General features: G+C 63.4%; 25 protein-coding genes and 1 pseudogene. 9 read left to right on the top strand and 17 right to left on the bottom strand.

Annotated elements, in window-relative coordinates:
* From prpB to acnA, 5 genes and pseudogenes are all read left to right on the top strand, one after another.
* Positions 1-300, top strand: a pseudogene (gene prpB, locus ACYVNQ_RS31885) (methylisocitrate lyase); the annotation flags it as partial.
* A 25-nt stretch (positions 301-325) separates the two neighbouring features.
* Positions 326-1519 (top strand): bifunctional 2-methylcitrate synthase/citrate synthase, encoded by a 1194-nt coding sequence (gene prpC / locus ACYVNQ_RS31880; protein ID WP_460908574.1) that lies wholly within the window; start codon positions 326-328, stop codon positions 1517-1519.
* A gap of 100 nt (positions 1520-1619) precedes the next feature.
* Positions 1620-2135, top strand: a complete 516-nt coding sequence (locus ACYVNQ_RS31875; RefSeq protein ID WP_460908572.1) for a hypothetical protein — start codon at positions 1620-1622, stop codon at positions 2133-2135.
* Between the two features lie 32 nt (positions 2136-2167).
* Positions 2168-3619 carry a bifunctional 2-methylcitrate dehydratase/aconitate hydratase gene (locus ACYVNQ_RS31870; protein ID WP_460908570.1) on the top strand — a complete coding sequence of 484 codons (1452 nt, stop codon included), beginning with the start codon at positions 2168-2170 and terminating at the stop codon, positions 3617-3619.
* Between the two features lie 53 nt (positions 3620-3672).
* The gene (gene acnA / locus ACYVNQ_RS31865; protein WP_460908568.1) at positions 3673-6390 is read left to right on the top strand and encodes an aconitate hydratase AcnA; all 2718 of its coding nucleotides are present in this window, start codon (positions 3673-3675) and stop codon (positions 6388-6390) included.
* Positions 6391-6508: 118 nt separating this feature from the next.
* On the opposite strand, the gene ACYVNQ_RS31860 is transcribed toward acnA, so the two are convergent.
* Positions 6509-8848, bottom strand: coding sequence for a response regulator (locus ACYVNQ_RS31860; protein ID WP_460908566.1), 2340 nt, complete (start codon positions 8846-8848; stop codon positions 6509-6511).
* Between the two features lie 21 nt (positions 8849-8869).
* Positions 8870-9478, bottom strand: a complete 609-nt coding sequence (locus ACYVNQ_RS31855) for a response regulator (protein WP_460908564.1) — start codon at positions 9476-9478, stop codon at positions 8870-8872.
* A 194-nt stretch (positions 9479-9672) separates the two neighbouring features.
* Between ACYVNQ_RS31855 and ACYVNQ_RS31850 the strand changes: the two genes are divergently transcribed.
* Positions 9673-10281, top strand: coding sequence for a response regulator transcription factor (locus ACYVNQ_RS31850; RefSeq protein WP_460908563.1), 609 nt, complete (start codon positions 9673-9675; stop codon positions 10279-10281).
* 105 nt (positions 10282-10386) lie between these two features.
* On the opposite strand, the gene ACYVNQ_RS31845 is transcribed toward ACYVNQ_RS31850, so the two are convergent.
* The 15 genes from ACYVNQ_RS31845 to ACYVNQ_RS31775 form a co-directional block, all read right to left on the bottom strand.
* Positions 10387-11067, bottom strand: a complete 681-nt coding sequence (locus tag ACYVNQ_RS31845) for a GntR family transcriptional regulator (RefSeq protein WP_460908678.1) — start codon at positions 11065-11067, stop codon at positions 10387-10389.
* 87 nt (positions 11068-11154) lie between these two features.
* Positions 11155-11877 (bottom strand): 2,3-bisphosphoglycerate-dependent phosphoglycerate mutase, encoded by a 723-nt coding sequence (locus ACYVNQ_RS31840; RefSeq protein ID WP_460908561.1) that lies wholly within the window; start codon positions 11875-11877, stop codon positions 11155-11157.
* A gap of 15 nt (positions 11878-11892) precedes the next feature.
* Entirely contained in the window at positions 11893-12144 is a 252-nt protein-coding gene (locus ACYVNQ_RS31835; RefSeq protein ID WP_460908559.1) for a hypothetical protein, read from the bottom strand.
* A complete protein-coding gene (locus ACYVNQ_RS31830) occupies positions 12137-12925 on the bottom strand; it encodes a carboxymuconolactone decarboxylase family protein (protein ID WP_460908557.1) in 789 nt (262 codons plus the stop codon). Before ACYVNQ_RS31830 ends, ACYVNQ_RS31835 begins: the two co-directional genes overlap by 8 nt.
* 119 nt (positions 12926-13044) lie before the next feature.
* Positions 13045-13437 carry a cupin domain-containing protein gene (locus tag ACYVNQ_RS31825; RefSeq protein WP_460908555.1) on the bottom strand — a complete coding sequence of 131 codons (393 nt, stop codon included), beginning with the start codon at positions 13435-13437 and terminating at the stop codon, positions 13045-13047.
* The gene (locus ACYVNQ_RS31820) at positions 13434-14348 is read right to left on the bottom strand and encodes an NAD(P)-dependent oxidoreductase (RefSeq protein ID WP_460908553.1); all 915 of its coding nucleotides are present in this window, start codon (positions 14346-14348) and stop codon (positions 13434-13436) included. The genes ACYVNQ_RS31825 and ACYVNQ_RS31820 overlap by 4 nt, the downstream gene beginning before the upstream one ends.
* Before the next feature lie 20 nt (positions 14349-14368).
* The gene (locus tag ACYVNQ_RS31815) at positions 14369-15718 is read right to left on the bottom strand and encodes an MFS transporter (protein WP_460908551.1); all 1350 of its coding nucleotides are present in this window, start codon (positions 15716-15718) and stop codon (positions 14369-14371) included.
* A gap of 125 nt (positions 15719-15843) precedes the next feature.
* Positions 15844-16239, bottom strand: a complete 396-nt coding sequence (locus ACYVNQ_RS31810; RefSeq protein ID WP_460908549.1) for a carboxymuconolactone decarboxylase family protein — start codon at positions 16237-16239, stop codon at positions 15844-15846.
* A 71-nt stretch (positions 16240-16310) separates the two neighbouring features.
* Entirely contained in the window at positions 16311-17768 is a 1458-nt protein-coding gene (locus ACYVNQ_RS31805; RefSeq protein WP_460908547.1) for an aldehyde dehydrogenase family protein, read from the bottom strand.
* The gene (locus tag ACYVNQ_RS31800) at positions 17765-18655 is read right to left on the bottom strand and encodes an NAD(P)-dependent oxidoreductase (protein ID WP_460908545.1); all 891 of its coding nucleotides are present in this window, start codon (positions 18653-18655) and stop codon (positions 17765-17767) included. The genes ACYVNQ_RS31805 and ACYVNQ_RS31800 overlap by 4 nt, the downstream gene beginning before the upstream one ends.
* A gap of 13 nt (positions 18656-18668) precedes the next feature.
* Positions 18669-18995: an NIPSNAP family protein gene (locus ACYVNQ_RS31795; protein WP_460908543.1), complete on the bottom strand. Its 327-nt coding sequence runs from the start codon at positions 18993-18995 to the stop codon at positions 18669-18671.
* A gap of 115 nt (positions 18996-19110) precedes the next feature.
* Positions 19111-20025 (bottom strand): NAD(P)-dependent oxidoreductase, encoded by a 915-nt coding sequence (locus ACYVNQ_RS31790; protein ID WP_460908542.1) that lies wholly within the window; start codon positions 20023-20025, stop codon positions 19111-19113.
* Between the two features lie 52 nt (positions 20026-20077).
* Entirely contained in the window at positions 20078-21475 is a 1398-nt protein-coding gene (locus ACYVNQ_RS31785) for an MmgE/PrpD family protein (protein ID WP_460908539.1), read from the bottom strand.
* Between the two features lie 39 nt (positions 21476-21514).
* Positions 21515-22939, bottom strand: a complete 1425-nt coding sequence (locus tag ACYVNQ_RS31780; protein WP_460908537.1) for an MFS transporter — start codon at positions 22937-22939, stop codon at positions 21515-21517.
* Positions 22940-23129: 190 nt separating this feature from the next.
* Positions 23130-23912, bottom strand: a complete 783-nt coding sequence (locus ACYVNQ_RS31775; RefSeq protein ID WP_460908535.1) for an SDR family oxidoreductase — start codon at positions 23910-23912, stop codon at positions 23130-23132.
* 206 nt (positions 23913-24118) lie between these two features.
* On the opposite strand from ACYVNQ_RS31775, the gene ACYVNQ_RS31770 reads away from it, so the two are divergent.
* The 3 genes from ACYVNQ_RS31770 to ACYVNQ_RS31760 all read left to right on the top strand — a co-directional run.
* Positions 24119-24919, top strand: coding sequence for an N-acyl homoserine lactonase family protein (locus ACYVNQ_RS31770; protein ID WP_460908533.1), 801 nt, complete (start codon positions 24119-24121; stop codon positions 24917-24919).
* A 6-nt stretch (positions 24920-24925) separates the two neighbouring features.
* A complete protein-coding gene (locus tag ACYVNQ_RS31765) occupies positions 24926-25912 on the top strand; it encodes an Ldh family oxidoreductase (RefSeq protein WP_460908531.1) in 987 nt (328 codons plus the stop codon).
* A 272-nt stretch (positions 25913-26184) separates the two neighbouring features.
* Positions 26185-26456 (top strand): contractile injection system protein, VgrG/Pvc8 family (locus tag ACYVNQ_RS31760; protein ID WP_460908529.1); only part of this gene is annotated, 272 nt, incomplete at its 3' end.

The raw sequence follows: 26456 nt of genomic DNA, 5'->3' as shown, positions 1-26456 counted from the left end.
TACCGCCAGTTCGTCGACGCCGTGAAGGTGCCGGTGCTCGCGAACATCACCGAATTCGGCTCGACGCCGCTGTTCACCGTCGATGAACTGGCGAGCGCCGATGTCTCGCTGGTGCTGTACCCGCTGTCCGCGTTCCGCGCGATGAACAAGGCCGCGGAAAACGTGTACCGCACGATCCGCCGCGACGGTACGCAGCAGGCCGTGGTCGACACGATGCAGACACGTGCAGAGCTGTACGAAAGCATCGGTTACTACGCGTACGAGCAAAAGCTCGACGATCTGTTCAACCAGAACAAGTGACGAGACAACCAGGAGAGCGCTGGAGATGAGCGACACGACGACGCAAACGCCTGCTTCGCAATCCGCCGCACAACCGGGCGGTGTCGGGTTCAAGCCGAAGAAATCTGTCGCGCTGTCAGGCGTGACGGCGGGCAACACCGCGCTGTGCACGGTGGGCCGTACCGGCAACGACCTGCATTACCGCGGCTACGACATTCTCGATATCGCAAGCACCTGCGAGTTCGAGGAAATCGCGTATCTGCTGGTGCACGGCAAGCTGCCGAACGTCGCCGAGCTCACTGCGTATAAAGCGAAGCTGAAGGCGCTGCGCGGCCTGCCCGCGAACGTGAAGGCCGTGCTCGAATGGATCCCCGCTGCAGCGCACCCGATGGACGTGATGCGCACCGGCGTATCGGCGCTCGGCACCGTGCTGCCCGAACGGGAAGACCACAGCGTAGCCGGCGCCCGCGACATCGCCGACCGCCTGATGGCCTCGCTCGGCTCGATGCTGCTGTACTGGTACCACTACTCGCACAACGGCAAGCGCATCGAGGTCGAAACCGACGACGATTCGATCGGCGCCCACTTCCTGCATCTGCTGCACGGCACTGCACCGTCGAAGCCGTGGATCGACGCGATGCATGTGTCGCTGAACCTGTACGCGGAACACGAATTCAACGCATCGACGTTCGCCGGCCGCGTGATCGCAGGCACGGGCTCGGACATCTACTCGGCGATCACCGGCGCAATCGGCGCGTTGCGCGGCCCGAAGCACGGCGGCGCCAACGAAGCCGCCTTCGAGATCCAGACCCGCTACCAGACTCCAGACGAAGCCGAAGCCGACATCCGCAAGCGCGTCGAAAGCAAGGAAGTGGTGATCGGTTTCGGTCACCCGGTGTACACGATCTCGGACCCGCGCAACAAGGTGATCAAGGAAGTCGCAAAGAAACTGTCGAAGGAAGCGGGCAACACGAAGCTGTTCGACATCGCCGAGCGTCTCGAAACGGTGATGTGGGACGCGAAGAAGATGTTCCCCAATCTCGACTGGTTCAGCGCGGTGTCGTACCACATGCTCGGCGTCCCAACAGCGATGTTTACCCCGCTGTTCGTGATCTCGCGAACGGCCGGCTGGAGCGCCCACATCATCGAACAACGCATCGATAACAAGATCATCCGGCCGAGTGCGAATTACACCGGTCCTGAGAATTTGAAGTTCGTGGCGCTAAATAGGCGAAAATAGCGTCCGCTGTGCGCACTCGGGGCGCGTGCAGTCACCCCGGCGGTCCAGCACAGGCTGGCCGCGCACGATTAATCGAAATTAGATTGAAAGGTTCCATCCTATGAAAAAGCTGCTGATCGCTGCCGTTGTCGGCGCACTGTCTTCGACGCTGCTGGTCACCGCGGAGACCGCGTCCGCACAAACGGCGGCGCCCGCCGCCACCAAGCCCGCTGCCAAGGCCACCACGAAGGCCAAGCGCCCGCAACCGAAGCGCCTGTTCAAGCGCAAGGAAAACCCGGCCAAGGAAGCGAAGACCGATCCGGTACCGGAAGGCGCGGAAAAGTGGTCCTGCAACGAAGGCCTGTCGTTCGAAATGAAAGGCGACATGAAGCGTGACCAGATCGTCACGGTTCACTGGGCCAACAAGAACTACAACCTGCCGCGCCAGCCCACCACGACCGGTGCGGACCGTTTCCACGACGCCGCCAGCGGTATGGATCTGGTCGTGATCCCGACCAAGGCGATGCTGTTCTCGGACAAGGACAGCTCGCGTCTGGCCGACGAGTGCAAGACCGCCGCGATGATTCAAGGCGCGCCGGCTCCGACGCAATCGAACGCGATCGACAAGACCCAGTAATCCGCTCTACCGCTCTACCTTAGGAAGCCTCGATGTCCGCACCGATCTCCAACGTCCGCCCCGATCCGGACAAAGTTCTCGTCGATATCGTCGATTACGTGCTGAACTACAAAATCGACAGCGCGCTCGCGCTGGAGACGGCCCGCAATTGCCTGATCGACACGCTCGGCTGCGGGCTCGAGGCCCTGACCTACCCCGCCTGCACCAAGCTGATGGGGCCGATCGTGCCGGGCACGATCGTACCTAACGGCGCGAAGGTGCCGGGCACGCAATTCCAGCTGGATCCGATTCAGGCCGCGTTCAACATCGGCACGATGATCCGCTGGCTCGATTTCAACGACACGTGGCTCGCTGCCGAATGGGGCCATCCGTCGGATAACCTCGGCGGCATTCTGGCCACCGCCGACTGGCTGTCGCGCAACGCCATCGCCACCGGCAAAAAGCCGCTGACGATGAAAGACGTCCTGATCGGCATGATCAAGGCGCACGAAATTCAAGGCTGTATCGCGCTGGAAAACTCGTTCAACAAGGTGGGCCTCGACCATGTGCTGCTGGTCAAGCTCGCGTCGACCGCGGTGGTCGGTCAGCTGATCGGGCTCACGCGTGATGAATTGATCAACGCGGTGTCGCTCGCGTTTGTCGATGGACACTCGCTGCGCACCTATCGCCATGCGCCGAACACCGGCTCGCGCAAATCGTGGGCCGCAGGCGATGCGACCTCGCGCGCAGTGCGTCTCGCGCTGATCGCGAAGACCGGCGAAATGGGCTATCCGTCGGTGCTAACCGCGAAGACGTGGGGCTTCTATGACGTCCTCTTCAAAGGCAACGAGTTCAAGTTCCAGCGCCCGTACGGCTCGTACGTGATGGAAAACGTGCTGTTCAAGATCTCGTTCCCGGCCGAGTTCCACTCGCAGACCGCAGTGGAAGCGGCCATGACGCTGCACGAGCAACTCGCAGCCAAGGGCAAGCGCGTCGAAGAAATCGCGAAGATCACGATCCGCACGCACGAAGCGGCGATCCGCATCATCGACAAGAAGGGTCCGCTGAACAACCCGGCCGACCGCGACCACTGCATCCAGTACATGATCGCAGTACCGCTGATTCACGGCCGCCTGACCGCAGCGGATTACGAAGACGCAATCGCCCAAGACCCGCGCATCGACGCCCTGCGCGCGAAGATGGAATGCGTCGAAGACCCGCAGTTCACGAAGGATTATCACAACCCGGAGCAGCGTTCGATCGCCAACGCGCTGACGGTGGAATTCACCGACGGCACGAAGTTCGACGAAGTGGTCGTCGAATACCCGATCGGCCACAAGCGCCGCCGCACCGACGGCATCCCGCTCCTGGTCGCGAAGTTCAAGACCAACCTCGCGCGCCGCTTCCCGGTGAAACAACAACAAGCGATTCTCGATGTGTCGCTGGATCAGGCAAAGCTAGAAGCGATGCCGGTGAATGAATACGTCGATCTGTACGTCATTTAGTTCAGTTCAGAAACGTAGCAACGTCATTTCCTCGAAAACCCCAGGAAAATACCATGGCCCACAACCTCCACAAAACGCTCAAGGAATTCGACAGCGGTTCCGGCAAAGCCAAGTACTACTCGCTGCCGCAGCTTGGCAAGGCACTCAACGTCAAGATCTCGCGACTGCCGGTCTCGATCCGTATCGTGCTGGAATCGGTGCTGCGTAACTACGACGGCAAGAAGATCACCGACGAACACATCGAACAGCTGATCAACTGGAAGCCGACTGCTGCCCGCGTCGACGAGATCCCGTTCGTCGTGTCGCGTGTGGTGCTGCAGGACTTTACCGGCGTGCCGCTGCTCGCCGACATCGCCGCGATGCGCGGCGTCGCCGAGAAGGCCGGCAAGAACCCGAAGATGATCGAGCCGCTGGTGCCGGTCGATCTGGTGGTCGACCACTCGGTGCAGATCGACCACTTCCGTGAAAAGAATGCGCTCGACCTGAACATGAAACTGGAATTCCAGCGCAACAACGAGCGCTACCAGTTCATGAAGTGGGGCATGCAGGCATTCGACACGTTCAAGGTCGTGCCGCCGGGCGTCGGCATCGTGCACCAGGTGAACCTCGAGTACCTTGCACGCGGCGTGCACAAGAAGTCGGATAACGGCGACACCGTGTACTACCCGGATTCGCTGGTCGGCACCGACAGCCACACCACCATGATCAACGGCATCGGCGTGGTCGGCTGGGGCGTGGGCGGCATCGAAGCGGAAGCCGGCATGCTCGGCCAGCCGGTGTACTTCCTGACGCCGGACGTGGTCGGCGTGCAACTGACGGGCAAGCTGCGCGAAGGCGTGACCGCCACCGATCTGGTGCTGACGATCACCGAACTGCTGCGCAAGGCGAAGGTGGTGGGCAAGTTCGTCGAGTTCTTCGGCGAAGGCACGCGCTCGCTGTCGGTGCCCGATCGCGCGACGATCGGCAACATGGCGCCGGAATACGGCGCGACGATGGGCTTCTTCCCGGTCGACGAAAAGACCATCGATTTCTTCAAGGGCACGGGCCGCACCGACGCGGAAATCTCGGCCTTCGAAAACTACTTCAAGGCGCAAGAGCTGTTCGGCGTGGCGGACGCAGACGAAATCGACTACACGACCACGCTCAAGCTCGACCTCGGCTCGGTGACGCCGTCGCTGGCTGGCCCGAAGCGTCCGCAAGACCGTATCGAAATCGGCAACGTGCAGTCGACCTTCCGCGACCTGTTCTCGAAGCCGGTCGGTGAAAACGGCTTTGCGAAGAAGGCCGCCGATCTGGACGCCGAATACACGACCACCAATGGTGTAAAGGTTCACAACGGCGACATCCTGATCGCCGCGATCACGTCGTGCACCAACACGTCGAACCCGAGCGTGCTGCTGGCCGCAGGCCTCTTGGCGAAGAAGGCGGTGGAAGCCGGCCTGACGGTGGCGCCGCACATCAAGACGTCGCTTGCCCCGGGCTCGCGCATGGTCACCGAGTACCTGACGAAGACGGGCCTCCTGCCGTACCTCGACAAGCTCGGCTTCACGCTCGCCGCATACGGCTGCACGACCTGTATCGGCAATGCCGGCGACCTGACGCCGGAACTGAACGAAGCGATCACGAAGAACGACATCGTCGCGGCTGCGGTGCTGTCGGGCAACCGTAACTTCGAAGCGCGGATTCACCCGAACCTGCGCGCGAACTTCCTCGCATCGCCGCCGCTGGTGGTGGCTTACGCGATCGCCGGCAACATCACGCGCGACCTGATGACCGAGCCGGTCGGCCAGGGCAAGGGCGGCAAGGACATCTATCTCGGCGACATCTGGCCGACCAGCGACGAAGTCAATGCACTGCTGAAGTTCGCACTGGATGCCGACGCATTCCGCTCGAACTACTCGCAGCTGACCAAGAAGGGCGACCTGTGGAGCAAGATCGAAGGCGCCGAAGGTCAGATCTACGACTGGCCGAAGTCGACCTACATCGCTGAGCCGCCGTTCTTCGGCAAGGACTTCGCGATGGAGCCGTCGTCGACGGTGGCAGCAGTCACGGGCGGCCGTGCACTCGGCGTGTTCGGCGACTCCGTGACGACCGACCACATCAGCCCGGCAGGCTCGATCAAGGAAGATTCGCCGGCTGGCAAGTGGCTGAAGGAAAACGGCGTGCAGAAGGCCGATTTCAACAGCTACGGCTCGCGCCGCGGCAACCACGACGTGATGATGCGCGGCACCTTCGCGAACGTGCGCGTGAAGAACTTCATGATCCCGCTGAAGGCGGACGGCTCGCGCGTTGAAGGCGGCCTGACGATTTTCCAGCCGAGCGGCGAACAGATGTTCATCTACGACGCCGCGATGAAGTACATCGCCGAAGGCACGCCGACCTTCGTGTTTGCCGGTGAAGAGTACGGCACGGGCTCGTCGCGTGACTGGGCTGCCAAGGGCACGCAACTGCTGGGCGTGAAGGTTGTGGTCGCACGCAGCTTCGAGCGGATCCACCGTTCGAACCTGGTCGGCATGGGCGTGCTGCCGCTGCAGTTCAAGGGCGCGGACAGCATCCAGTCGCTCGGTATCACCGGCGATGAAACCTATGACGTCGAAGGCCTGACCGACGACTTCAAGCCGCAACAAGACGTCACGCTGGTGATCCATCGCAAGAACGGCGAAACGAAGCGCGTGCAGGTGCTGCTGCGTGTCGATACGCCGATCGAAGTCGACTACTACAAGCACGGCGGGATCCTGCCGTTCGTGCTGCGCTCGCTGCTCGCAGCGTAAGCGTGTTTTTGCAGGTGCTGCGCTCCTCGTGGGCGCAGTAACTTTGGAAGCCCAGCTCTGCTGGGCTTTTTTTTCGTCTGTTGGTGTTGCGGCTGAAACGGTTGCGCTGGCGGCAAGCTCAGGCTGTGGATTCGGCGGTCGCGTCGAGTTGTGCGATCAAGCTGCGCGTGCGAGTCGCCAGTTCATCGAGCAAATGCGTGTCGGGTGCGCGCTGCATCGCGCTTGCGTCGCGCAAAGCCGCCATCAGGTCCTTCGCGCCGACCAGCCCTACCGCACCGCTCAGCCGATGCAGCGTCGCACGCACGCCGGCGGTGTCGCCGTGCTCGATGCGCTCGTCAAGCAGTGCGAGATCCTCGTGCATCGTGCGCTGCCAGCTCCGCAGCATATCGTCGACGTCGATGCCGCGCGCGGATAACGCGTCGAGATGCGAGCGCTCGATGAGTTCGACGTGCACGGCATTGGCTTGCCTGGCGTCGGCGCCGCTGCGCCGCGCGGCAAACAGCGAGTCGATGCAGGCCTGCAGCGCGTCGAGGTTCGCGGGCTTCGGTAGCAGCGCATCGAACAAGCCGCGCGGCATCGCGTCGGTGTCGCCGATATCGGTCTGGCCGGTCATCAACACGACCGGCGTTTGATGCGGCGTAGCGCGCATACGTTGCGCGAGTTCGATGCCAGAGAGCCCCGGCATGTGCAGATCGGTGATCACCAGGTCGAAGCACTGCCGGCTTAGTGCAGCCAGTGCGTCGTCGACGTTTGGTGCGGCAACGCCCGCATGGCCGAGCACCTCGAGCTGCCGCAGCACGACCCGGCGATTGATTTCGTTGTCGTCGACTACCAGCACGGTGCGTTGCTCGTGGTTGGCGTCGGTGTCAGCGTCTGCATCGCCGCGTGTCGCGGCTGCAACCATCGCAGGCGCTGCCACCTTCCCGCCTGTACCCGAAGCCGGCCTACATACGCGCTGCAGTGCGCTCCACAACAATGGATTGATCGACAACTCGATCAGCCCTCCCACCACGCGCACGCCGCCTGCGATGAACGCGTCGCGCACCGCGACGACTTGCGCCGCGCGCGTCGGCCCGGCATGCGGCGCAGCCGCAGGGGGCCGGTCGGTAAACCGCACGTGGCCGTACGGTGGCGCCGGCAAATCGCTCGATGAGACCGACACGCCCAGCCTGTCGAGCAAATCGACGAGCGCCTGCCGTTCATCGGGATCGGCCAGTTCGACGACGGCGTGACGCCGCTCGCGCTGAGCGGGCACACGCGGCGAAAGATGCTCGACCGTGAACGGCGCAGTAAACGCCGCGCAGACACCGAACACCCCCGTGTCGCCGACCGTCAACGCTCCGCCCATCGCTCGCGCCAGCAGCCGGCATAGCGTGAGATCCGGCTCGCTGGTTGCGGTGGTGCTTTCCGCACATGCCGGGGCGACGGCATGGGCCCCGGCATGTGCCGTCGGGTTCGCCACCACGCCCACCCCTGCTTCATGCGCTCCGCTCACTAGCGTGAGGTCCGGCTCGTTGGTTGCGGTGGTGCTTTCCGCAAGCGCCCGCGCCGCAAAATTCGTGGTGGAATGTCCCATCGCGCCCGCCGCTGCTTCGCTCGCCCCACCCACTCGCTCACGCGTACCCGACACGCCGATCGAAATACGCTGCGATGCTGAATTAAGCGTCTCCGCGCGCGCAGTCAACGTGACCTGTCCGGTGGGCGTCGCGGCAATCGCATAGTCGAGCAGATCGAACACGATCTGCCCTACCCGCACGCGGTCGGCCAGCACCTGCGCAGCAACCGATCGATCGACGCGCACCCGCAGGCGCAGCCCCTGCGCAACCGCACGCGGCGCAAGCAGCACCACCGCGCTGTCGATCACATCGCGCAGGTCAACCGGCACTTCGTCCAGCACAACCGGACGGGCGTCGACCGGCGAAGGGTCGAGCGCATCGTCAGCGGTTTGTACGAGCGTGGCAAGCGCCGCATGCACGAGCCCCGCAGGCGCCGCATGGTTTGCTGCGACCGAAGCCACCCCGCCCTCGACAGACCGCGCCGCTTCATCGAGCAGTTCGACCAGCGCACGAGCCGGTTCACCGAACCGGCTCCGCGCGCGCTGTGTGGAGCGCTGCGCTTCACGCGCGACGTCGTCGGCGCCTTGCCGCCGCGCCAGCGCGAATTCAGCTTGCACGCGCGCTTCGTTCCGATGCGCCTCTGCCCGCAGACGCGCCGCCTCGTCTTCGCAATCACGCAGCCGCGCGAGCGTCTGTGCCCGCCCCGCGCTCGCGCGCAGCCACTCGCAGGCCGCCGCCAGCGCCGCGCCCAACGCGGCCCCCAAAGCAGGCGCGCCAAGCAGCGCAAACGCGCACAGCAGCGCCAGCGCAACCGCGTAGCCCAGCACCTCCGGATACGGCGCGACCGCGCCCCCGTGGCGCACGCGCCGCGGCCGGCGCGCGCTCACATGGTTCAGACTCATCGTCCTCGTGCTCCGTGGCGCTCAGTCGATCAGCTTATGCAGCGCGGCGAATTCGATGATGCCCGCCAGCGACGTCAAGCCAAGCTTGTCGCGCAACCGGCTCTTGTAGGTGCTCACCGTCTTGTCGCTCAGTTGCAGGCGGCTGGCGATGTCCTTGTTGCTGACGCCGCGCGCAAGGTACTGCAACACTTCCACTTCCCGCGGCGACAGGCAATCGAGCCCGCCATCCTTCGCCGCCGTCGCCGCTTCCGCGGGAAAGCAGTCGTAGCCGAGCAACACGGTTCGCGCGGCGGTAAACAATTCGCCGATTTCGCGCACTTTACTCACATAACCATTTGCGCCGGCCAGCCGCGTATGTCCGGCCATCAGATGTTCGGGTTTCGCCGATAAAACCAGCAAACGAATTGTTTCATTTTGTGCGCGAATCCGGCGTATCAACGAAAGGCCATCGAGTTTCGGCAAATCGAGATCGAGAATGGCAAGGTCGGGATTTTCCCCCAGTATGGTTTTCAGGCCGTCTTCGCCATCGCTGCATTCGCCGACCACCTGCCATTCGGCGTCCGCACGCATTACATTGGCCACGGTGCCGCGCACCATCGGATGATCATCGACAATGACGATTCTTTTCATTAACAGCCCTCAATTTACGACGGCGCTGCACAGTGCGATAAAAAGCCCGATTCAATCGGGCCGGCGGCCTTGCAAAAATCAGGTAGGATTCTAGCAAAATCACACTATGCGGATTCCTTATCATACGACACGATAAATCGGTATTAGGCGTATGAATTTTCCTACACAAGAGTTCTGAAACTGATAAATCAATCATGCAAACGCCGCGCTTCAGCATTATGGTTATCGACGATCATCCCGCCATGCGCCGTGCACTGCGACAGATATTCGACGAAACCGGCGAGTTCGACGTCATCGGCGAAGCGGGCACCGCCGCCGACGCATTGCAGCTGATCAACACGCTCGAGCCGCAACTGGCGATCGTCGATTTACGGCTGCCGGATCTCGACGGCATCGAGCTGATTCCGTCGTTGTGCGCGGCCCGTCCGGACCTGCGCGTGCTGGTGTTCTCGTCGGTGGACGAACGCGTGCATGCGGCGCATGCGCGCCACGCGGGTGCACACGGCTTCGTCAGCAAGGTGCGCGAGCCGACCGAACTGGTGGCGAGCGCGCGGCTGGTGCTGGCTGGCTATACGTGCTTCGCGTCGGAGACCGAGAAAAAACGCGGCGTGACGCTGTCGGAGCGCGAGATGTCGGTGCTGCGGCTGCTGGTGCGCGGCATCGGCAATGTCGAGATTGCGGCGAAGCTCGACATCAGCCCGAAAACCGTCAGCACGTACAAGACCCGGCTGCTGCACAAGCTGGACTTGCGCAACCTGGTCGATCTGGTCGAGTATGCGAAGACGAATGGCCTTGCGCACTAGCTCGCGTACACCGCCGCTGCGGCCTGCAGGACGGCATCGCACCGGATATCGCAGGCCGTCGCTGCGCGTCACGCGAGCTCACGCCAATACGACAGTCGCTTTCGCTCAACCCGCGGCGTTTTCCTCGTCGTCCAGCATCCGCATCGCCGCCTGCTCGGCATTCGCCACGTGCAGTTGCGCGATGCGCTGCGCGTCCTGCGCGTCGCGCCTTTGCAGCGCCCGATCGAGTTCGCCGATCTCGCTCAGGCTGTGTTCGAGACGCGCCGGGTGCATCAGCGAGGTCGTGCGCAGCAGGTTGATGCGCGAATACAGGCTATGCAAAACCTCCTTGACCAGCGCATTGCCGCAATTGTCGAGCAGCACGTCGTAGAGCGCAGCCTTCGCGCCGAGCACGCCGTCCTGGCGTCGCGCCAGCGCGGCATCGCGCAACTCGAGCGCGGCCGCGCTAAAGCTGGCCAGCGCGGCGTCGCTCGCCAGCCGCGCAAATTCGTGTGCAGCAAAACCTTCAAGCAGGCCACGCAACGCGTACAGCTCGCGCGCCTCGGCTTTCGACATCACCGCGACCACCGGGCCCTTGTGCGGCACGTTGCGCACCAGTTTCTCGGCCTCGAGCCTGCGCAGCGCCTCGCGCACCGACGTGCGGCTCACGCCGAGCGTCTCGCACAATTCACGCTCGATCAGGCGCGCGCCGGGCGCATAGCGGCCGCTGACGATCGCCTGCCGCAGCACGTTCTCCACCTGATGACGCAGCGTCTCGGGCCTCACGAGACCCAGATCCGCCGACATGACCGTATCCCCGTCAGACAAGATTTCCTCCCTTCTGATTCTGAAGATCGCATTGATCCGTTGTTGCCACTATGCGCGGCACCCGCTTCAACGCAATACCGGCAGCGCATCGAGCGGCGCACGTGCGGTGATTGCGAGCGTCGCATCGAAGCTCAGCACCAACGGCTGCGCATGCGCGACTTCGAGCGATGCGATCGCGTCGTCGCCGATCCGGTCGAGTTGTTTGAAAAGCGCGCGCAGCGAATTGCCGTGACCCACCATCAACACCGTTTGCCCGCGCGCGAGCGCCGGCGCCACGCAGTCGTCCCATAGCGGCAGCACGCGCCGTAGCGTATCGCGCAGGCTTTCCGAACGCGGCAGCGAGGCCGCACGCGGCATGTCGTCGTCGTTGAGCGCGCGCACCAGCGCATCGTGTGCGGCTGCGTCGAGCGGCGGCGGTGCGAGATCGAAGCCGCGCCGCCACATGCGCAATCGCTCTGCCCCATACGACTGCGCAGCTTCCGCCTTGTCCATACCGGTCAGCGCACCGTAGTGACGGTCGTTCAGCCGCCACGAACGCACGATGCGCGGCGCCGCCGCACCGTGCGCCTGCAACAGATGCGCGAGCGTGCCGGTGGCGCGCGACAACGCCGACGTCACCGCCAGATCGAAAACGAAACCGGCCGCACGCAGTTGCTCGCCGACCTGCTGCGCGTCCGCCGCGCCTTGCTCCGACAAGCCGACATCGCTCCAGCCGGTGAAACGGTTCGCGCGATTCCACACCGACTGGCCATGGCGCAGCACGACGAGCGTGGCGGATCGAGTGGGCATCTGCGCGGCTCCGGGCTAGTTGTAGCCGAGTATCGCGACCGCACGCACGTGCGCGTGGTCGTTGCCATTCGATGCGAGACCGGACAGCGGCGGTCTTTGCAGCGCGCGATACACCGAACTGGTCCGCACGCCTTGTGCGCCGCCCGCACGCGCCGCAACGCGTTGCACGAACTGCGCAGGCGGCCGGGAATACATCGGCTGCCACGCATCGTCAGGCATATACGCCGCCTCGTAAGACAGAAAAGACAACTGTGCGGCATTACGCATGCTGATTCTCCTCGCCGATTCCCGCGCGCGCCAACGCAGCTTCGAGCAGCGGCGCACCGAGCTCCGCGCCGTGAATACCGGTCACGCTGACGATTTCAAGCAGTTCCATCAATTCCTCCGCGGTGGCGCCGTAGCGCAGCGCATTGCGCATATGCAGCTTGAGGCCGGGCACATACAGGTGCGTGGCCGATGCATCGAACGCGCAATACATGAATTCCTTCAGCTTCGGGCTCAGCACGCCGCTGCGCCACGGCACCGAAGAAAATTCGACATACGCCTCGAACAGGTCGGGATCGAGTTCGAGCAGTCCCTCCCAGCTCGGATGCCAGTAGCCGCGGTTTTTCTCGAACGCATGCTTCAACGCCGCGCGGCGTTCGTCGAGCGGCGCGGGCCCGTTGCGCAAGCCTTCTTCCTGCAGAACTTCGAGCAACACCGGCACGCCGACGTTGCTGGTGTGGATGCCGATTGTACTGATTAGCTCGAGCACTTCGACCAGTTCTTCGCGCGTGGCACCGAACGTCAGTGCGCGCTCGATATGCCGCGCGACGCCGGGCGCGTACAACTGCGTCGCACAGGCATCGGCGGCCAGCGCGATAAAGGCACGCGTCTTGTCGTCGAGATGGTTGCGGCGTCGCGGCACGCCTGCGAATTTCAGATAGGCATCGACGAAGCCGGGTGCGAGACGCACGAGGCTATCCCATTCAGGGCTCGCGTTGCCATGCAGACTGACGAGTTCGTCGCGCAAACGCGACGGGTCGTGAAGCGGGCTCGATTCAGACATATGAGCATTCCATCAGGTTTGGTCGGCCGACGCGGCCGGCGGATGCCGAGCGCCGCGCCGAACATGCGACACACGCAAAAAGCGCAAAAACGTTACGAAGTGTGTAGACCGAGCCGAGACTAGCGCGCGAAGCCTTGCGGATAATCGCCGTCCGCCACCTCTTCCTGCCACGTGTTCTTGCCGATCGACGTCGCGATATGCACCAGGTAGCTGCTATCGCTCGCGCCGTGCCAATGACGCTCGTTCGGCCCGATAAACACGATGTCGCCTTGCCGGATCGGCTGCGGCGCTTCACCGTCCTTGCAGATCCAGCCTTGGCCGGCCGTCACCGTCAGCACCTGGCCTTGCTCGTGCGCGTGCCAGTACGTGCGTCCGCCCGGCGCGAAGAACACCGTGTTGATCGTGACGCCGTTGGTGGTAGGCATCACCGGGTCCGCGTACACCGTGCCCGTGAACGTATCGCCGCGACGCTCGGACTCCGCGCCTGCCGCTCTGCCGTGAAAAACCTTCATGCGTGTTTCTCCTTGGGTTGTCCGTCGAACAGCCGCACGCCGCCCGACACGTCGCCGATCGCATCGACGACACGATTACTGATCACATCGCCATAACCGAGCGCCGTGCCGAGACCGAAGCTCGCCAGCGGCCCCGCCGCATTCAGCGACAGCACGCCGAGTTCGCGCGCACGGTCCATGTACAGCACGACGTCCTTGGTCATCAGCTTGCCGGTGAGGCCGCCTTCCAGATAGTCGCCGTCGACGATCTTCGGAAAGCGGTTCAGCGTCGCGAAGTTCACGCCGCTGCTGCTGTTCAATACTTCGAGCAGCAGATGCAGGTCGAGGCCGGCTTTCTTGCCCGCCACCATCACTTCGGCGCTCGCGGCAAGGCTCACGGCGTTCAGGAAGTTGTTGAGCAGTTTGGTGGTGTGGCCCGCGCCGCTGTTGCCCATGTGCGCGACCTTCGCGCTGAACGGCTTGAAGGCCCAGTCCAGTTGCGCCACCGCGTGCGCATCGCCGCCCACCATCAGCGTCAGCGTGCCTTTTTCGGCCGCGGCCGCGCCGCCCGAAATACCCGCATCGACATAACGTACGCCACGCTCGGCAAAGCGCTGCGCGAGGCGAATCGTCGAACTGGCCGCCGCCGTGCTCAGATCGACGACGATCTGCCCGGAGCGACAATGCGCGAGCACGCCGCCTTCGCCTTCAACCACCGCCTCGACCACATGGCTGTCGGGCAGCGACATCATCACGACGTCCGCATACTCCACCACCTCGCGCAGCGCGCCCGCTGCTTGCGCACCCGCGGCTTCGACGCGTTCGCGCGCGGTGTCGTAGCCGAGCACCGCGATGCCCGCGTCGACGAGGCGGCGCGTCATGCGTCCACCCATATTGCCGAGACCGATAAAACCGATCCGTTGCTGGTTCATGAATTTCCTCTGATTGCAGACTAGAAATCGACGTTCCTGGTTTCCGGGCCGAGCAGCGCGCCGATCGCACCAATCAGGCCGCCCACGCTAAGCAGCAGCACTGGAGTCAGATGCAGCGGCATCAATGCGCCAAGCCAGTTCATATAGAACGCGTAAAACGAAGGGATGATCACCGACAGACTGAAGCCCACGCCGAAACCGGTTGCACGCACATCGGTCACAAAACGCTCGTTGATATACGTAACGATCACGCCCCACGGCGACGTGACCAGCACCGCGAGCACACACGTGACAAAAATGATCGTCGCAAACGAAAGGCCCTGCCCGGTTGCAAGCACATACAGCAGCCACGCGCCGACGGTCGCGATCAGCGGCCCGACAATGACGAAGAACGTGCGCCGGCCAATGCGCTGCGCAAGCAGCCCCGCGCCGATATAGCTGAAAAACAGCACGAAATACGTGATCATCAGCGTGGCGGTCATCTGGAAGCCGGTCAGATGCAGCGTCTTCACCAGCAGCCCGGTCGGCAGAAAGATCGTGATGATGTTCTGCGTGAGCCAGAAGCCCGTCATCATCACCAGCACCTGCAGCAGGTTGCGGCCGCTCTTGCCGCGCAGCAAGTCGGTAAGCGGCAGCTTCTCCGCCACGGCCGGTTTGTCGGCCGCTTCGCTTTTCCAGATCTCCGATTCCGCGACCTTGCGCACGTAGTACATCGTCAGCAGGCCGGCGAGCGCCGCACCGAGCACGAACGGAATGCGCCAGCCCCACTGCGCGTACGGCGAATGCATGCCGTTCAGCGGAAACAACGCGAACATCGCCATCGCGACCAGATTGATCGTCACGTACGCGGCCGGAAAACCCGCGATGATGAAACCGCCGACAAAGCCGCGCTGCGCCTTCTTCGAATACTCGATGGCGAGCGGCATCGCGCCGGTGTAGCCACCGCCGAGAAAGATGCCGTCGACAAAGCGCAGCAACACGAGCAGCCAGTACGACACGATGCCGAGCGTTTCATAACCCGGCAGCAGCGCGATCAGCAAGGTCACGACGCCGAAGCCCGACACCGACCAGATCGACGCCATGCGACGCCCGATGCGATCGGCGACCATGCCGAACAGCAACGCGCCGATCGGCCGCCCGAGCAGCGTGGTGATAAACACCAGCGACGCCAGAATCGTCTCCATACCGGTCGACAGATGCGGCGGCTGGAAATAACCGAGCACAGGCGACATCACCACCACCGGCAGGTAAATGTCGAACATGTCGATAAACTCCGAAAAGAACGCGCCTTTGATTGCGTTGCGCCGTTTCGTTTCGATCGACTGTTCTATATCCGTCTGGGCCGCTTCGTTTGCGGTCAACGCTTTCATGTGTCTGTCTCCGTTCGTTATACGCACCGCTCGAGGCGGTGCGGTTCCCCTCTTTGGCTCGTGCTTTGGCTCGTGTGATCCGCGGGGCCGGGGTGCCTGCTGCGGGCGCGCCGGTTAGACGCGGGTCAAGCTTTCGCGGTCTCCGCCTCGTAAGCCTTGATCGCTTCGGTCGCGACACGGAACGCCGCGAGGCCCGCCGGCATGCCGCAGTAAATCGCGGCCTGCATCAGCACGGCGCGGATCTCGTCTTTGGATACGCCGTTGCGCAGCGCGCCACGTACGTGCACGCCGAGTTCGTGGTGCTGGCTCATCGCCGTCAGCATGCCGATGTTCAGGATGCTGCGCGTGCGAAACGGCAGCGCCGGGTCGCCCCAGATATCGCCCCAGCAGCTTTCGGTGACGAACTGCTGCATCGGACGGTTGAACTCGTCGGCGTTGGCCCACGACTTTTCGACGTGCGGTGCGCCCAGCACTTCCTTGCGGTTCTCAAAGCCTTTGTTGAAGCGGTCGTTCATTTCCATGTTGTTCCTTTGCGATTCGTGTTGAAGTTCATTGGTGTCGCGGTGCGCGGTCTTAACGTGCCGCAGCGCCGTCAGGCCGCGCCGTAGCCCACCATCGATTTGGTTTCCAGATACTCGCGCAGGCCCGCTTCGCCCCATTCGCGGCCATTGCCCGAGCGCTTGTAGCCGCCGAACGGCGCGTTGAAATCGGCAGATGGATAGTTCAGGTGCACGCCGCCCGCACGCAGCGCGCGGCCTACTTTGCGTGCTCGCGTGATGTCCGCGGATTGCACGTAAGCGGCCAGACCGTAGTCCGTATCGTTGGCGATTTCGATTGCCTGCTCCACCGTGTCGTACGGCATCATCGACAGCACCGGGCCGAAGATTTCCTCGCGTGCGATCGTCATTTGCGGCGTGACGTCGGCGAATACCGTCGGGCGTGCGTAGTAACCGTTGTCGATGCCGTCCGGCCGTCCGGTGCCGCCGATCACGAGCCGCGCGCCTTCGTCGATGCCCTGCTGGATCAGCGCCTGCACCCGCTTGAACTGATTCGCGTTGACGAGCGGCCCGAGCTGGGTTGCCGGGTCGTCGGTCGGGCCGACGCGATAGGCGCCGGCCGCACGCTTTGCAATCTGTACGGCGTCGTTCATCAAATGGCGCGGCAACAGCATGCGCGTCGGAATCGAGCACGACTGGCCCGAGTTCGTGAAGCACGCGGCCACGCCGCGCGTCACTGCCTGCTCGAGATCGACATCGTCGAGCAGGATATTGGCCGACTTGCCGCCCAGTTCCTGCGCGACGCGCTTGACGGTCGCTGCCGCCGCCTGCGCCACCAGCACACCCGCGCGCGTCGAGCCGGTGAACGACACCATGTCGATCTGCGCGTGACGCGCAATTGCATCGCCGACACCGGGCCCATCGCCATTGACCAGATTGAACACGCCCGTCGGCACGCCGGCCTCGTGCAGCACTTCGGCAAACAGCAACGCGCTCAATGGCGAGTATTCGCTCGGCTTCAGCACCATCGTGCAGCCGGCCGCCAGCGCAGGCGCGATCTTCACGACGATCTGGTTGATCGGCCAGTTCCACGGCGTGATCAGCCCGCATACGCCGATCGGTTCGAGCACGATGCGCGTCGAACCACGCTGCTCTTCGAACTCGAAGCGCACGAGCACGTCGATCAGCGCATTCAGATGCGCCGGCCCGCGCACTGCCTGGGCATTGCGCGCAACCGTGATCGGCGAGCCCATTTCGCGGCGCATCGCTTCCGCAAATTCGTCATAGCGACGCTCGTAGATCGCGACGATGCGCTTGAGCAGCGCGACGCGTTCGGCGACGCTCGTCGCCGACCATGTCGGAAACGCGCGGCGTGCTGCGGCAACCGCGCGGTCCACGTCCTGCGCATTACCGAGTGCGAGCTTGCCGTATGGCGTTTCAGTTGCGGGATCGACCAGTTCGAACCACTGCGCGGCGGCCGGTTCGACCCATTGCCCATCGATATAGAAGCGCGCCGTTTGCGGCAGCGCAAATGCAGCAGCATCAGCGTTCATTGCTCGGCTCCAGGCAGCAGGCGATACAGCTCGGTATGATCGGTCGCAGGCGTCGAGTGCTGCGCGGCTTCGTTCCACACCTCGATGCAGGTGTGCCCGAAGCTCATCGGATGGTCGACCGCCTCCGCCAGCGCATGCGCGATCTTCAGGTCCTTGTTCATCAACTGCAGCGCAAAGCCGGAGCCGAACGTGCCGCTCAACATGAACTGCTTGACCTTGTTCTCCGACGTATTGCTACGACCTGACGAAGCATTCAGCACGTCGGTCATCACGGCCGGATCGATGCCGAAGCGCGTAGCAATCTGCAACGCTTCGACGGTGGCGGCGAGGCCCGCCGCCGACACGTAGTTATTCAGCGCCTTCGAAGCATGCCCGCTGCCGGCCGCGCCGATATGCAGCACGCTGGTGCCCATTGCATCGAGCAGACGCTTGAAGCGCGCCATCACGTCCGCGTCGCCGCCCACCAGAATCGCCAGCGTGCCCTCTTTGGCGCGCTTCACGCCGCCGGAAACCGGCGCATCGAGATAGGCAAGACCACGCGCGTGCAGCGTCTTGCCGAGTTCGCGCGAGCGCTCCGGCTCCGACGAGCTCATATCGATCACTGCTGCGCCTTTCGCAAGCCGCGACGCCCAGCCTGCGCCCGGCCCTTCTCCGAGCAGCACCGCTTCGACGATGGCCGAGTTCGGCAGCATCGTGATCAGTGCGTCGAGCGAGCCCGCGTGGTCAGCGGTGAGACGCTGCGCGCCGGTCTGCGCGGCAAGCGCGTCGGCACGCGCCGCATCCGCATCGTCGACATACAACTCGAAGCCCGCCCGGCACAGGCACTGCACCATCGGCGTGCCCATCATGCCGAGGCCGATAAAGCCGATCCGTTTCGCTTGTGTCATATGCACCGGCCTCCTAGCGCAGTGCCGAGAAAGCGGTCGGCGTCAGGAAGTGGTTTTCAATGCGCTCGACGATCGGCTGGTCCGCTTCAGTCGCGGCGCGTTTCGCGATCCAGCCGGCGTCGGCCTGGAACGCATTCCATTTCTGCTCGCGCTCGGCGAGGCTTTCCCACTTGATCATGTACGTCAGCGCGTGATTGCTCGGGCCGATCAACGTGGTCCAGAAACCAATCTGCTGGATGCCGTATTTCTCGAAGTAGCCGAGCGTCGTCGTGGTGAAACGGTCGAGCAGTGCAGGCAGGCGCGTCGGCGCGCAGTGATAGATACGCATTTCAACGATCATCGATGACTCCTTGTGTGTGTGAAGGGCGGCATCGAAGGCCGCCTGTTGTGTGTGCTGCTTTTTATGGGGTGACGTGAAACGGGGAAGTGAAGCGATAAAGCGAAGCCGTTGCGGTTCAGTCCGGCAGCCCGTCGCGCGACGACCAGCGTTCGACGTAGCGCACCAGTTCCGTCATATCGCGCTGCGCGCCGTCCTGCATCGCGGCGTAATTCCACATCTGGCGCGCGACGCTGCCGACCCACATCGGCACGCCGAGCGCCTGGCATTCGTCGACCGCAAGCCCGATGTCCTTGCACACGCTGCCCACCGGAAAGCCGAAATCGAAGCTGCGCGGCAACACGTGCTTCGGGAATTTGTCCATCGTCGCGCCGTTCTTGCCGCTGCCGGCGTTGATCACCGACATCATCACTTCCGGGTCGAGGCCGCCGCGCATGCCGGCTACGAAGGCCTCCGACGTGATCGCGAAAGCAGTGGACGACAGCATGTTGTTCAGCAGCTTCAGCAACTGCCCCTGGCCCGGCTGCGCGCCGACCACGAAGACCTTGCCTAGCACCTCGAACAGGCCGCGCACCTGCTCGAGCACCTCCGGCTTGCCCGCGGCCATGATCGCGAGCGTGCCCTTGGTCGCACCTGCGGCGCCGCCGCTAACCGGTGCGTCGACGGTATCGATGCCCTTTGCGAGCAGGCCGTCTGCGACTTCTTTTTCGATGCGCGAGCCGACCGTCGACAGGTCGACCAGAATCTTCACCGCGCTGCCTTCGATCAGGCCGCCGGCGCCTAGCGCGACGTCTTTGAAGATCGCCGGCGTAGGCAAGCTGGTGAATACGATGCGCGCGCTGTCGGCTACTTCGCGCACCGATTTTGTTGCGCGCGCACCGAGTGCGGCGAGTTCGGCCATCGCGCGCTCGTCGCGGTCGAACACCACAAGCTGGTGGCCCGCTTCGATCAGACGCCGTGCCATCGGCCGGCCCATCACGCCTACGCCGACAAAACCAATGCTGTTGTTGTTGCCCGAATCACTGCTAGACATGACTGTCCTCATCCGTTGGAGATCTGTTCAATGCACGCTGCGCCATGGGTATTCAAGCGGTAGCATCTGCACACGCGAGACGCATGAACGAGCCGGCATCCGCGGCGCTATCGAAGCGCCATAACGCGTCGATCAGCGGTTGCGTGGCCACGCCAGAGCCGCCGTACGCAGCAAGTTCGCGCAGCTTGGTGGCGAGTTCCACATCCGCGAGCGGCGCGGCGAGACTGCCGCGCGCCGCGTGAATCCGCCGCTCGGCCGTTGCGCCCGAGCGCAGCACGACCGTGACGTGTGCCGCTTCGACCTGCATCGATGCGTCGTCGATAAAACGCAGCCGCGTGCCGAATGCGCGCAGCCGTTCATCGGCGACCGCGCTGTCGCTGAATTGCGCGAGGCCGGCCTTACCGGTCGCAAGCGTGACGGCCACCGCGTGCTGCGCACTGACCTGCGACTCGCGGCCGCTGCGCACGTCGGGACGGTCGGTGCGCTCGCGCAGCAGCGGGTGCCCGGTCAGGTCGACACGCTCGATGTCGTCGAGCGTCCACTGCGCATCGCGTCGCAAGTCTAGGCATGCGTCGATGACGGGGTTCAGCACGACGCCGCACGGATACGGCTTGTAAGTGTTCGATAGCAGCGCCCATTCCTGACCGAGCGCGCGCGTGAGCGCCGCGACGTCCGGTTGTGCTGCGGTAACGCGCAGGAAGCCGCGCGCGCCTTCGAGTGGCGCATCGGGGCCGGAGAAATCGTCGGCGGCCAGCAACGCGGCCAGCAGCCCGTTGCGCGCCGCGTTGCCGACGCTAATGCTCTTCGACATCGTGCCGAGCGTTTCCACGAGGCCGCCCGTTTGCACCGATGCATTGCCGAGCGCCCAGCCCGTTTGCTGCGCGTTCAGCCGCAGCGCGCAAGCCACGGCTGCGGCTGCGCCGAACACGCCGCACGTCGACGTGATGTGCCAGCCGCGCTGATAGTGTTCGGGCGATACCGCGTTGCCGACACGGCATTCCACTTCGACGCCGACGATGAACGCAAGCAGGAACGCCTCGCCTGTTATTGGCTGGGTTTGCGCCAATGCGAACAACGCGGCAGCAACTGGCGCAGTCGGATGGATGATGGTCGGAATGTGCGTGTCGTCGAAATCGAACACGTTCGCGCTCATTGCATTGAGCGCGGCCGCGTTCAGCATGTCGGTACGCTCGCCGCGGCCGATGAGGCCTGCCCGTTGGTCCGCGCTGAAACGGCAGTACGTGCGCACCGCCTTGTCGACAGTCGGGTCCGCGCAACCGGCGAGCGCCACCGCCGCGTAGTTGACGAGCGCGCGCTTCGCTTCATGGCGCACCGCGGTGGGCACGTCCTTCCATGTGCACTGCGCGGTCCATTGTGCGAGGCGCTGCGTGGCCTTTCCGTCGCTGCGGTTCGTGCTGGCGGGTGAAACACTCGCTGATTGCGCTGACATGTACGGTGAAATCCTCGTGTTTGCTGCTTGTATGGCGTTTCAGGAGCGCGCAGCGCTCGCCGGGTTACGCGTACCGGTATGCGCCAACGCATCCGCATCGGCCGGCTCGGCCACTTCGGCTGCGATCGACTCCAGCGAACGACGCCTCGTTTCCGTACCGAGCACACCGACGATCAACGCCTGCACGAGCAGCGTGCCGACGATCAGCGTCAATACGCCTGCGATACCGAAGCCGGTGAACGCGGCGGCAACCGCATAAGGCACGCCGATGCTGACAGCGCGCCCAACCGTATTCGCGACACCCGAACCGCGCAGCCGCAGTTCGGTTGGAAACAGCTCGGGCACATAGCTCGCCACGCTGAACGACGACAGCACGTAAATACAGGCGGTAATCGCAAAGCCGAGCGCGGTGATCGCAACTTCCGATTGTGCAAACGGATAGGCCGTGCCGAACGCCGCGCAGATCAGCGAAAACAGCACGATGCCCCACTTGCGGCCAATTCGCTCAGCCAGCGTGAATGCAATCAGCGAACCGACCGGGCCGCCGGCAAACATCACTGCGGTCAAACCGAGCGAGTTCGAGATGCTGTGCCCTTGCTTGACCAGAAAGGTCGGAATCCAGCTGACAAACGCAAAGTTCACGACGAACAGCGCCACCAGCACCGTGATGGCGGTGATCGTGCGCATCAGCAGCCTGCGCGAGAACAGATCGGCAAGCCGCCCTTGCGTCGCGCCATCGAAGCCACGCTGCGACTGTTGCGCCGCTGCGGCGATCGCGCTCGCCGAATCGACCTTGCAGGCCGCTTCGATGTTCGACACGATGCGATTTGCTTCCTCCGGCTTGCCGCGCGACACCAGCCAGCGTGGCGATTCCGGCATCGATTTGCGCAGGAACCAGACCACCAGCGCGCCGCAGCCCGCGATCGCGAACATCCAGCGCCAGCCGTAGTGCGGCACGATCAGCCAGCCCAGGAAGGTCGACAGAAACAGCGAGGTGTTGATGATCAGATTCAGCACCGTGCCGAAGCGGCCGCGCCACGTGGCAGGAATGAACTCGCTCAGCGTGCCGTAGCCGACCACGATTTCTGCGCCCATGCCCACACCCATCACGAGGCGGAAGAAAATCAGCCAGTACATCGACGGCGCAAGCGCCGCGGCTATCGACGCAAAGCCGTAGATGCCGAGATTGAACTGATAGCAGAAGCGCCGGCCGAACCGGTCGCCGAGCACGCCGGACAGCCACGCGCCGGTCATCATGCCGACAAACGTAACCGAAACGAAAAGCGCGTTGAGCTTGAGCGTCGACTCACCGCTATGGATCATCGCGGCGAGCACCGTGCCGGCAATGTAGATATCGAACGAGTCGAAATACATGCCGGCCGCGATCAGGCCGAGTAAGCGCCAGTGATAACCGGACAGCGGCACGCGGTCCAGTCGGTATCCGATACTTGCTTCGTTATGCATGGCTGCTGTCTCCGTTGACGTCTTTTATTGTCGTCGTGGATTGCGAGGGGTCTGTTGCACCCGCTCGCAATGTGAGCGTTACCATTCCAAGCGATTATATTCGCGTAATACAATCGGTCAAGAAGAGTTTGCCCACTCCGTTTGGTGCATTGCGGCGCAAATTCGCGGCCCGCACTGCACGCGGCCGGTGCTAGGTTGCCAGCCAGCCGCCTTCTACCGGCAGCATCGCGCCTGTGATCTCGCGCGCTGCATCGCTACACAAAAACATCACTACGCCCGCCACATGCGACGCTTCGACGAACTGTCCGGTCGGTTGCTTGCCGTGCAGAAAGCGTTCGATTGCGGTGTCGCGGTCGAGCTTGTCGTCCTCCTCCATTAGTGCCTGAATGCGCCGTTCGCTGGTCGGCGTATGCACAGCGCCTGGGCAGATCGCGTTGCATGTGATGCCCGCGCCAAGAGTCTCCGCGGCGACCGCGCGCGTAAGCCCGAGCAATGCTGTTTTGGTCGTCACGTAATCGACACGATTTGCGGTACCGCGCATGCCATACACCGACGTCATATTGATGATGCGGCCCCAACCGCGTTCGCGCATGCCCGGCAAGGTCAGGCGAATCGTGTGAAAGGCCGCGCTAAGGTTGACTGCCAGCGCCTGCTCCCACTTGTCGACCGGAAACGCTTCGATCGGCGCGAAATGGCGCACTACCGCATTGTTGACCAGCACGTCGATCGGTCCGCTACGCTCGACTGCCTCGAACATCAGGTGTTCAACTGCCCGCGCGTCACCCAGATCGATCTGCAGATAGTCGGTGCGGCGACCGTGCTTCTGCTCGAACGCCGCGCGCGCCGGCTCCACTTCGTCGGGTGGCTCGATGCCTTGCAGCACCACCTGATAACCCGCAGCCGCAAGCGCATCGGCCATCGCATAGCCAAGACCGTGTGACGACCCGGTGACCAGTGCATTTTTTCCTTTCATATTGCAATTTTCCCTTGTGAGTCGCGAATCCTTCGCCGATGCGCTGCGTGAGACAGCTATGCTGGATGGCATTTATGATAGCGCTAACTTAACCAAACTGGAGTGATCCGGCAACCTGGGGATTTGCCCCTGGTCCGAAGCACTGACAGCGACGCACGAGGCGAGTTATGATAGCGCTCTCATATCGAGACAAGGAGACGGCCGCCATGGCATCCGCACCCGACAACTACAAGATCTACGCGATCAAATACGCGCATCACGACCGCCCCGCGCGCGACAACTTCCTCGGCGGCGATCCTCACGACGTGAACATGCCGCTCGACTATTTCGTGTGGGCCGTCGTCGGTGCCGGCCGGACTTTTCTGGTGGATAGCGGCTTCGATGTCGAAGGTGGCGCGCGGCGCGGCCGCACTACCACGCATAAGGTCGAAGAAGGTCTTGGCGCGCTCGGCATCGCTCCGGAATCCGTCGAAGACGTGATCATTACGCATATGCACTACGATCACGCCGGCAACCGCTCGCTGTTCCCGAAAGCGCGCTATCACGTGCAGGATCGCGAAATGGCGTATTGCACTGGCCGTTGCATGTGTCATGGCGTGCTGAGCCATCCGTTCGATCCGGAAGACGTGAAGACGATGGTTGGCCGCGTGTTTGACGGTCGTGTCGAGTTTCACGACGGCGACACGCAGCTTGCCTCCGGTTTGAGCGTGCATCGCGTCGGCGGCCACACGGACGGCTTGCAGGTGGTGCGTGTGCATACCGAACGCGGCTGGGTCGTGCTCGCATCGGACGCATCGCATCTGTACGCGAACATGGATCAGAAGCGGCCGTTTCCGGCGGTCTACAACGTCGGCGACATGCTGGAAGGCTATCGACGTGTGCATGAACTGGCCGACTCCGCGCAGCATGTCGTGCCGGGGCACGACCCTGCGGTGCTGACGCGTTATGCCGCGCATAGCCGCGAAACCGAAGGATGGATCGTGCGGCTCGACGGCGCGCCGCGGTAATGCCCGATGAACCTGACTCTTGCAGCCGTGCGCGAGCTTGCGCACGCATCGCTTGCGCAGCTTGGCTACGATGCCGGCGAAACGCAGATCATCACCGCGCATCTGATCGATTGCGAACTGCGTGGGCTGGGTTATAGCGGGCTCGCGCGCATTCTGAGCATTGCGGAGCGGCTAGCAGCAACGTCGCGCTCGACGCGTCCGATTGCGATCGTCAAGGAATCCGCGGTGTCTGCGCGGCTCGACGGTGCGGATCAGCTCGGCTATCTGGTGGCCGAACGCGCGACGCGGCTGGCCATCGACAAGGCTTCATCTGCGGGCATTGCAATCGTCGGCGCGAGCGATACGTGGTACACGGGCATGCTGTCGTACTACGCGGAAATGGCGGTTGCGCAAGACCTGGTTGTGATGCTCGCGTCGAACGCGTCTCCGTGGGTCGCGCCGCACGGCGGCACCGAGGGCCGCTTCGGCACCAATCCTATCTGCTTCGGCTTTCCATCGAACCGGCAACCGGTGATCTGGGACATCGGCACGTCGTCGATCATTCATGCGCAGGTGAAGCTGGCGCAGCGCATCGGCGACACGCTGCCACCCGGCGTTGCGTTCGATCGCGACGGACAGCCGACGCAGGATCCCGTGGCCGCACTCGGCGGTGCTTTCGCGCCTTGGGGCGGGCATAAGGGCAGCGGACTCGCGGTGGTCGTGCATCTGCTGGGCATGCTGGCCGGCTCGGCGATGATGCCGGGCGAGTTGCGTGAGTTCGGCTTTGTCGCACTTGCGGTGCGGCCGGATCTGCTGGGCTCGCTCGATGACTACAAGAAGAACGTCGATGAGTATGCCGATGCGATTCGCTCGACGCGTCCGGTTGAAAATGGCGAGCCGGTGCGGATGCCTTTCGAACGATCGCTTGCGCAGCGTGCGGAGCGGATTGCGCGCGATAGCGTTGAGGTGCCGGATGAGGTGGTGCTGGCGCTGCGCGAGATGTCTGGGCGTTAGAGGCAGTCCTGGCTTTATCTACTCGGCCGCAACATGCGCCGATACAACCCGCTCCTCTGCGAGCGAGTTGATTCTATGTCGCGACACGCGACTTCTCCCTTAGTGCTTGCTGAAATATCTGCATCTGCGGCGAGCCTATGCCACGCGCATCGATTGCACATTTTTTCGGATCTTTCTGATATCGGCTCCAAGGCACTTCCACCGAGGATCGTCAGCTCGCGACAAACATAGCTGACAGTCCTGTCGAAGAAGACCGGACAGGAGCACATCTCATGAACCTCCACGATCTGATTCGAAGTATCAGCCGAGGCGTGGTCCAGAACGATCGCATGCTGAAGCTGGATACGCCTTTGGGCAAGGACGTATTGCTGCCGTTGCGTGTTGTGGGGCATTCGCGCATCGGCCGTAATTACGGTTTCAAGGTGGATACCGTTTCGACCGCGAGCCAGATCGAACTCAAGCAACTGATCGCGCAGCCCGTCACGCTCTGGATGCAGCAGACTGACCAGTCATACCTGCCGCATCATGGCTATGTGCATACGGC

Source organism: Paraburkholderia jirisanensis (assembly GCF_054782355.1).
Note: the sequence above shows the minus strand (reverse complement) of the source record. Positions and strands in the feature narration are given on the sequence as shown.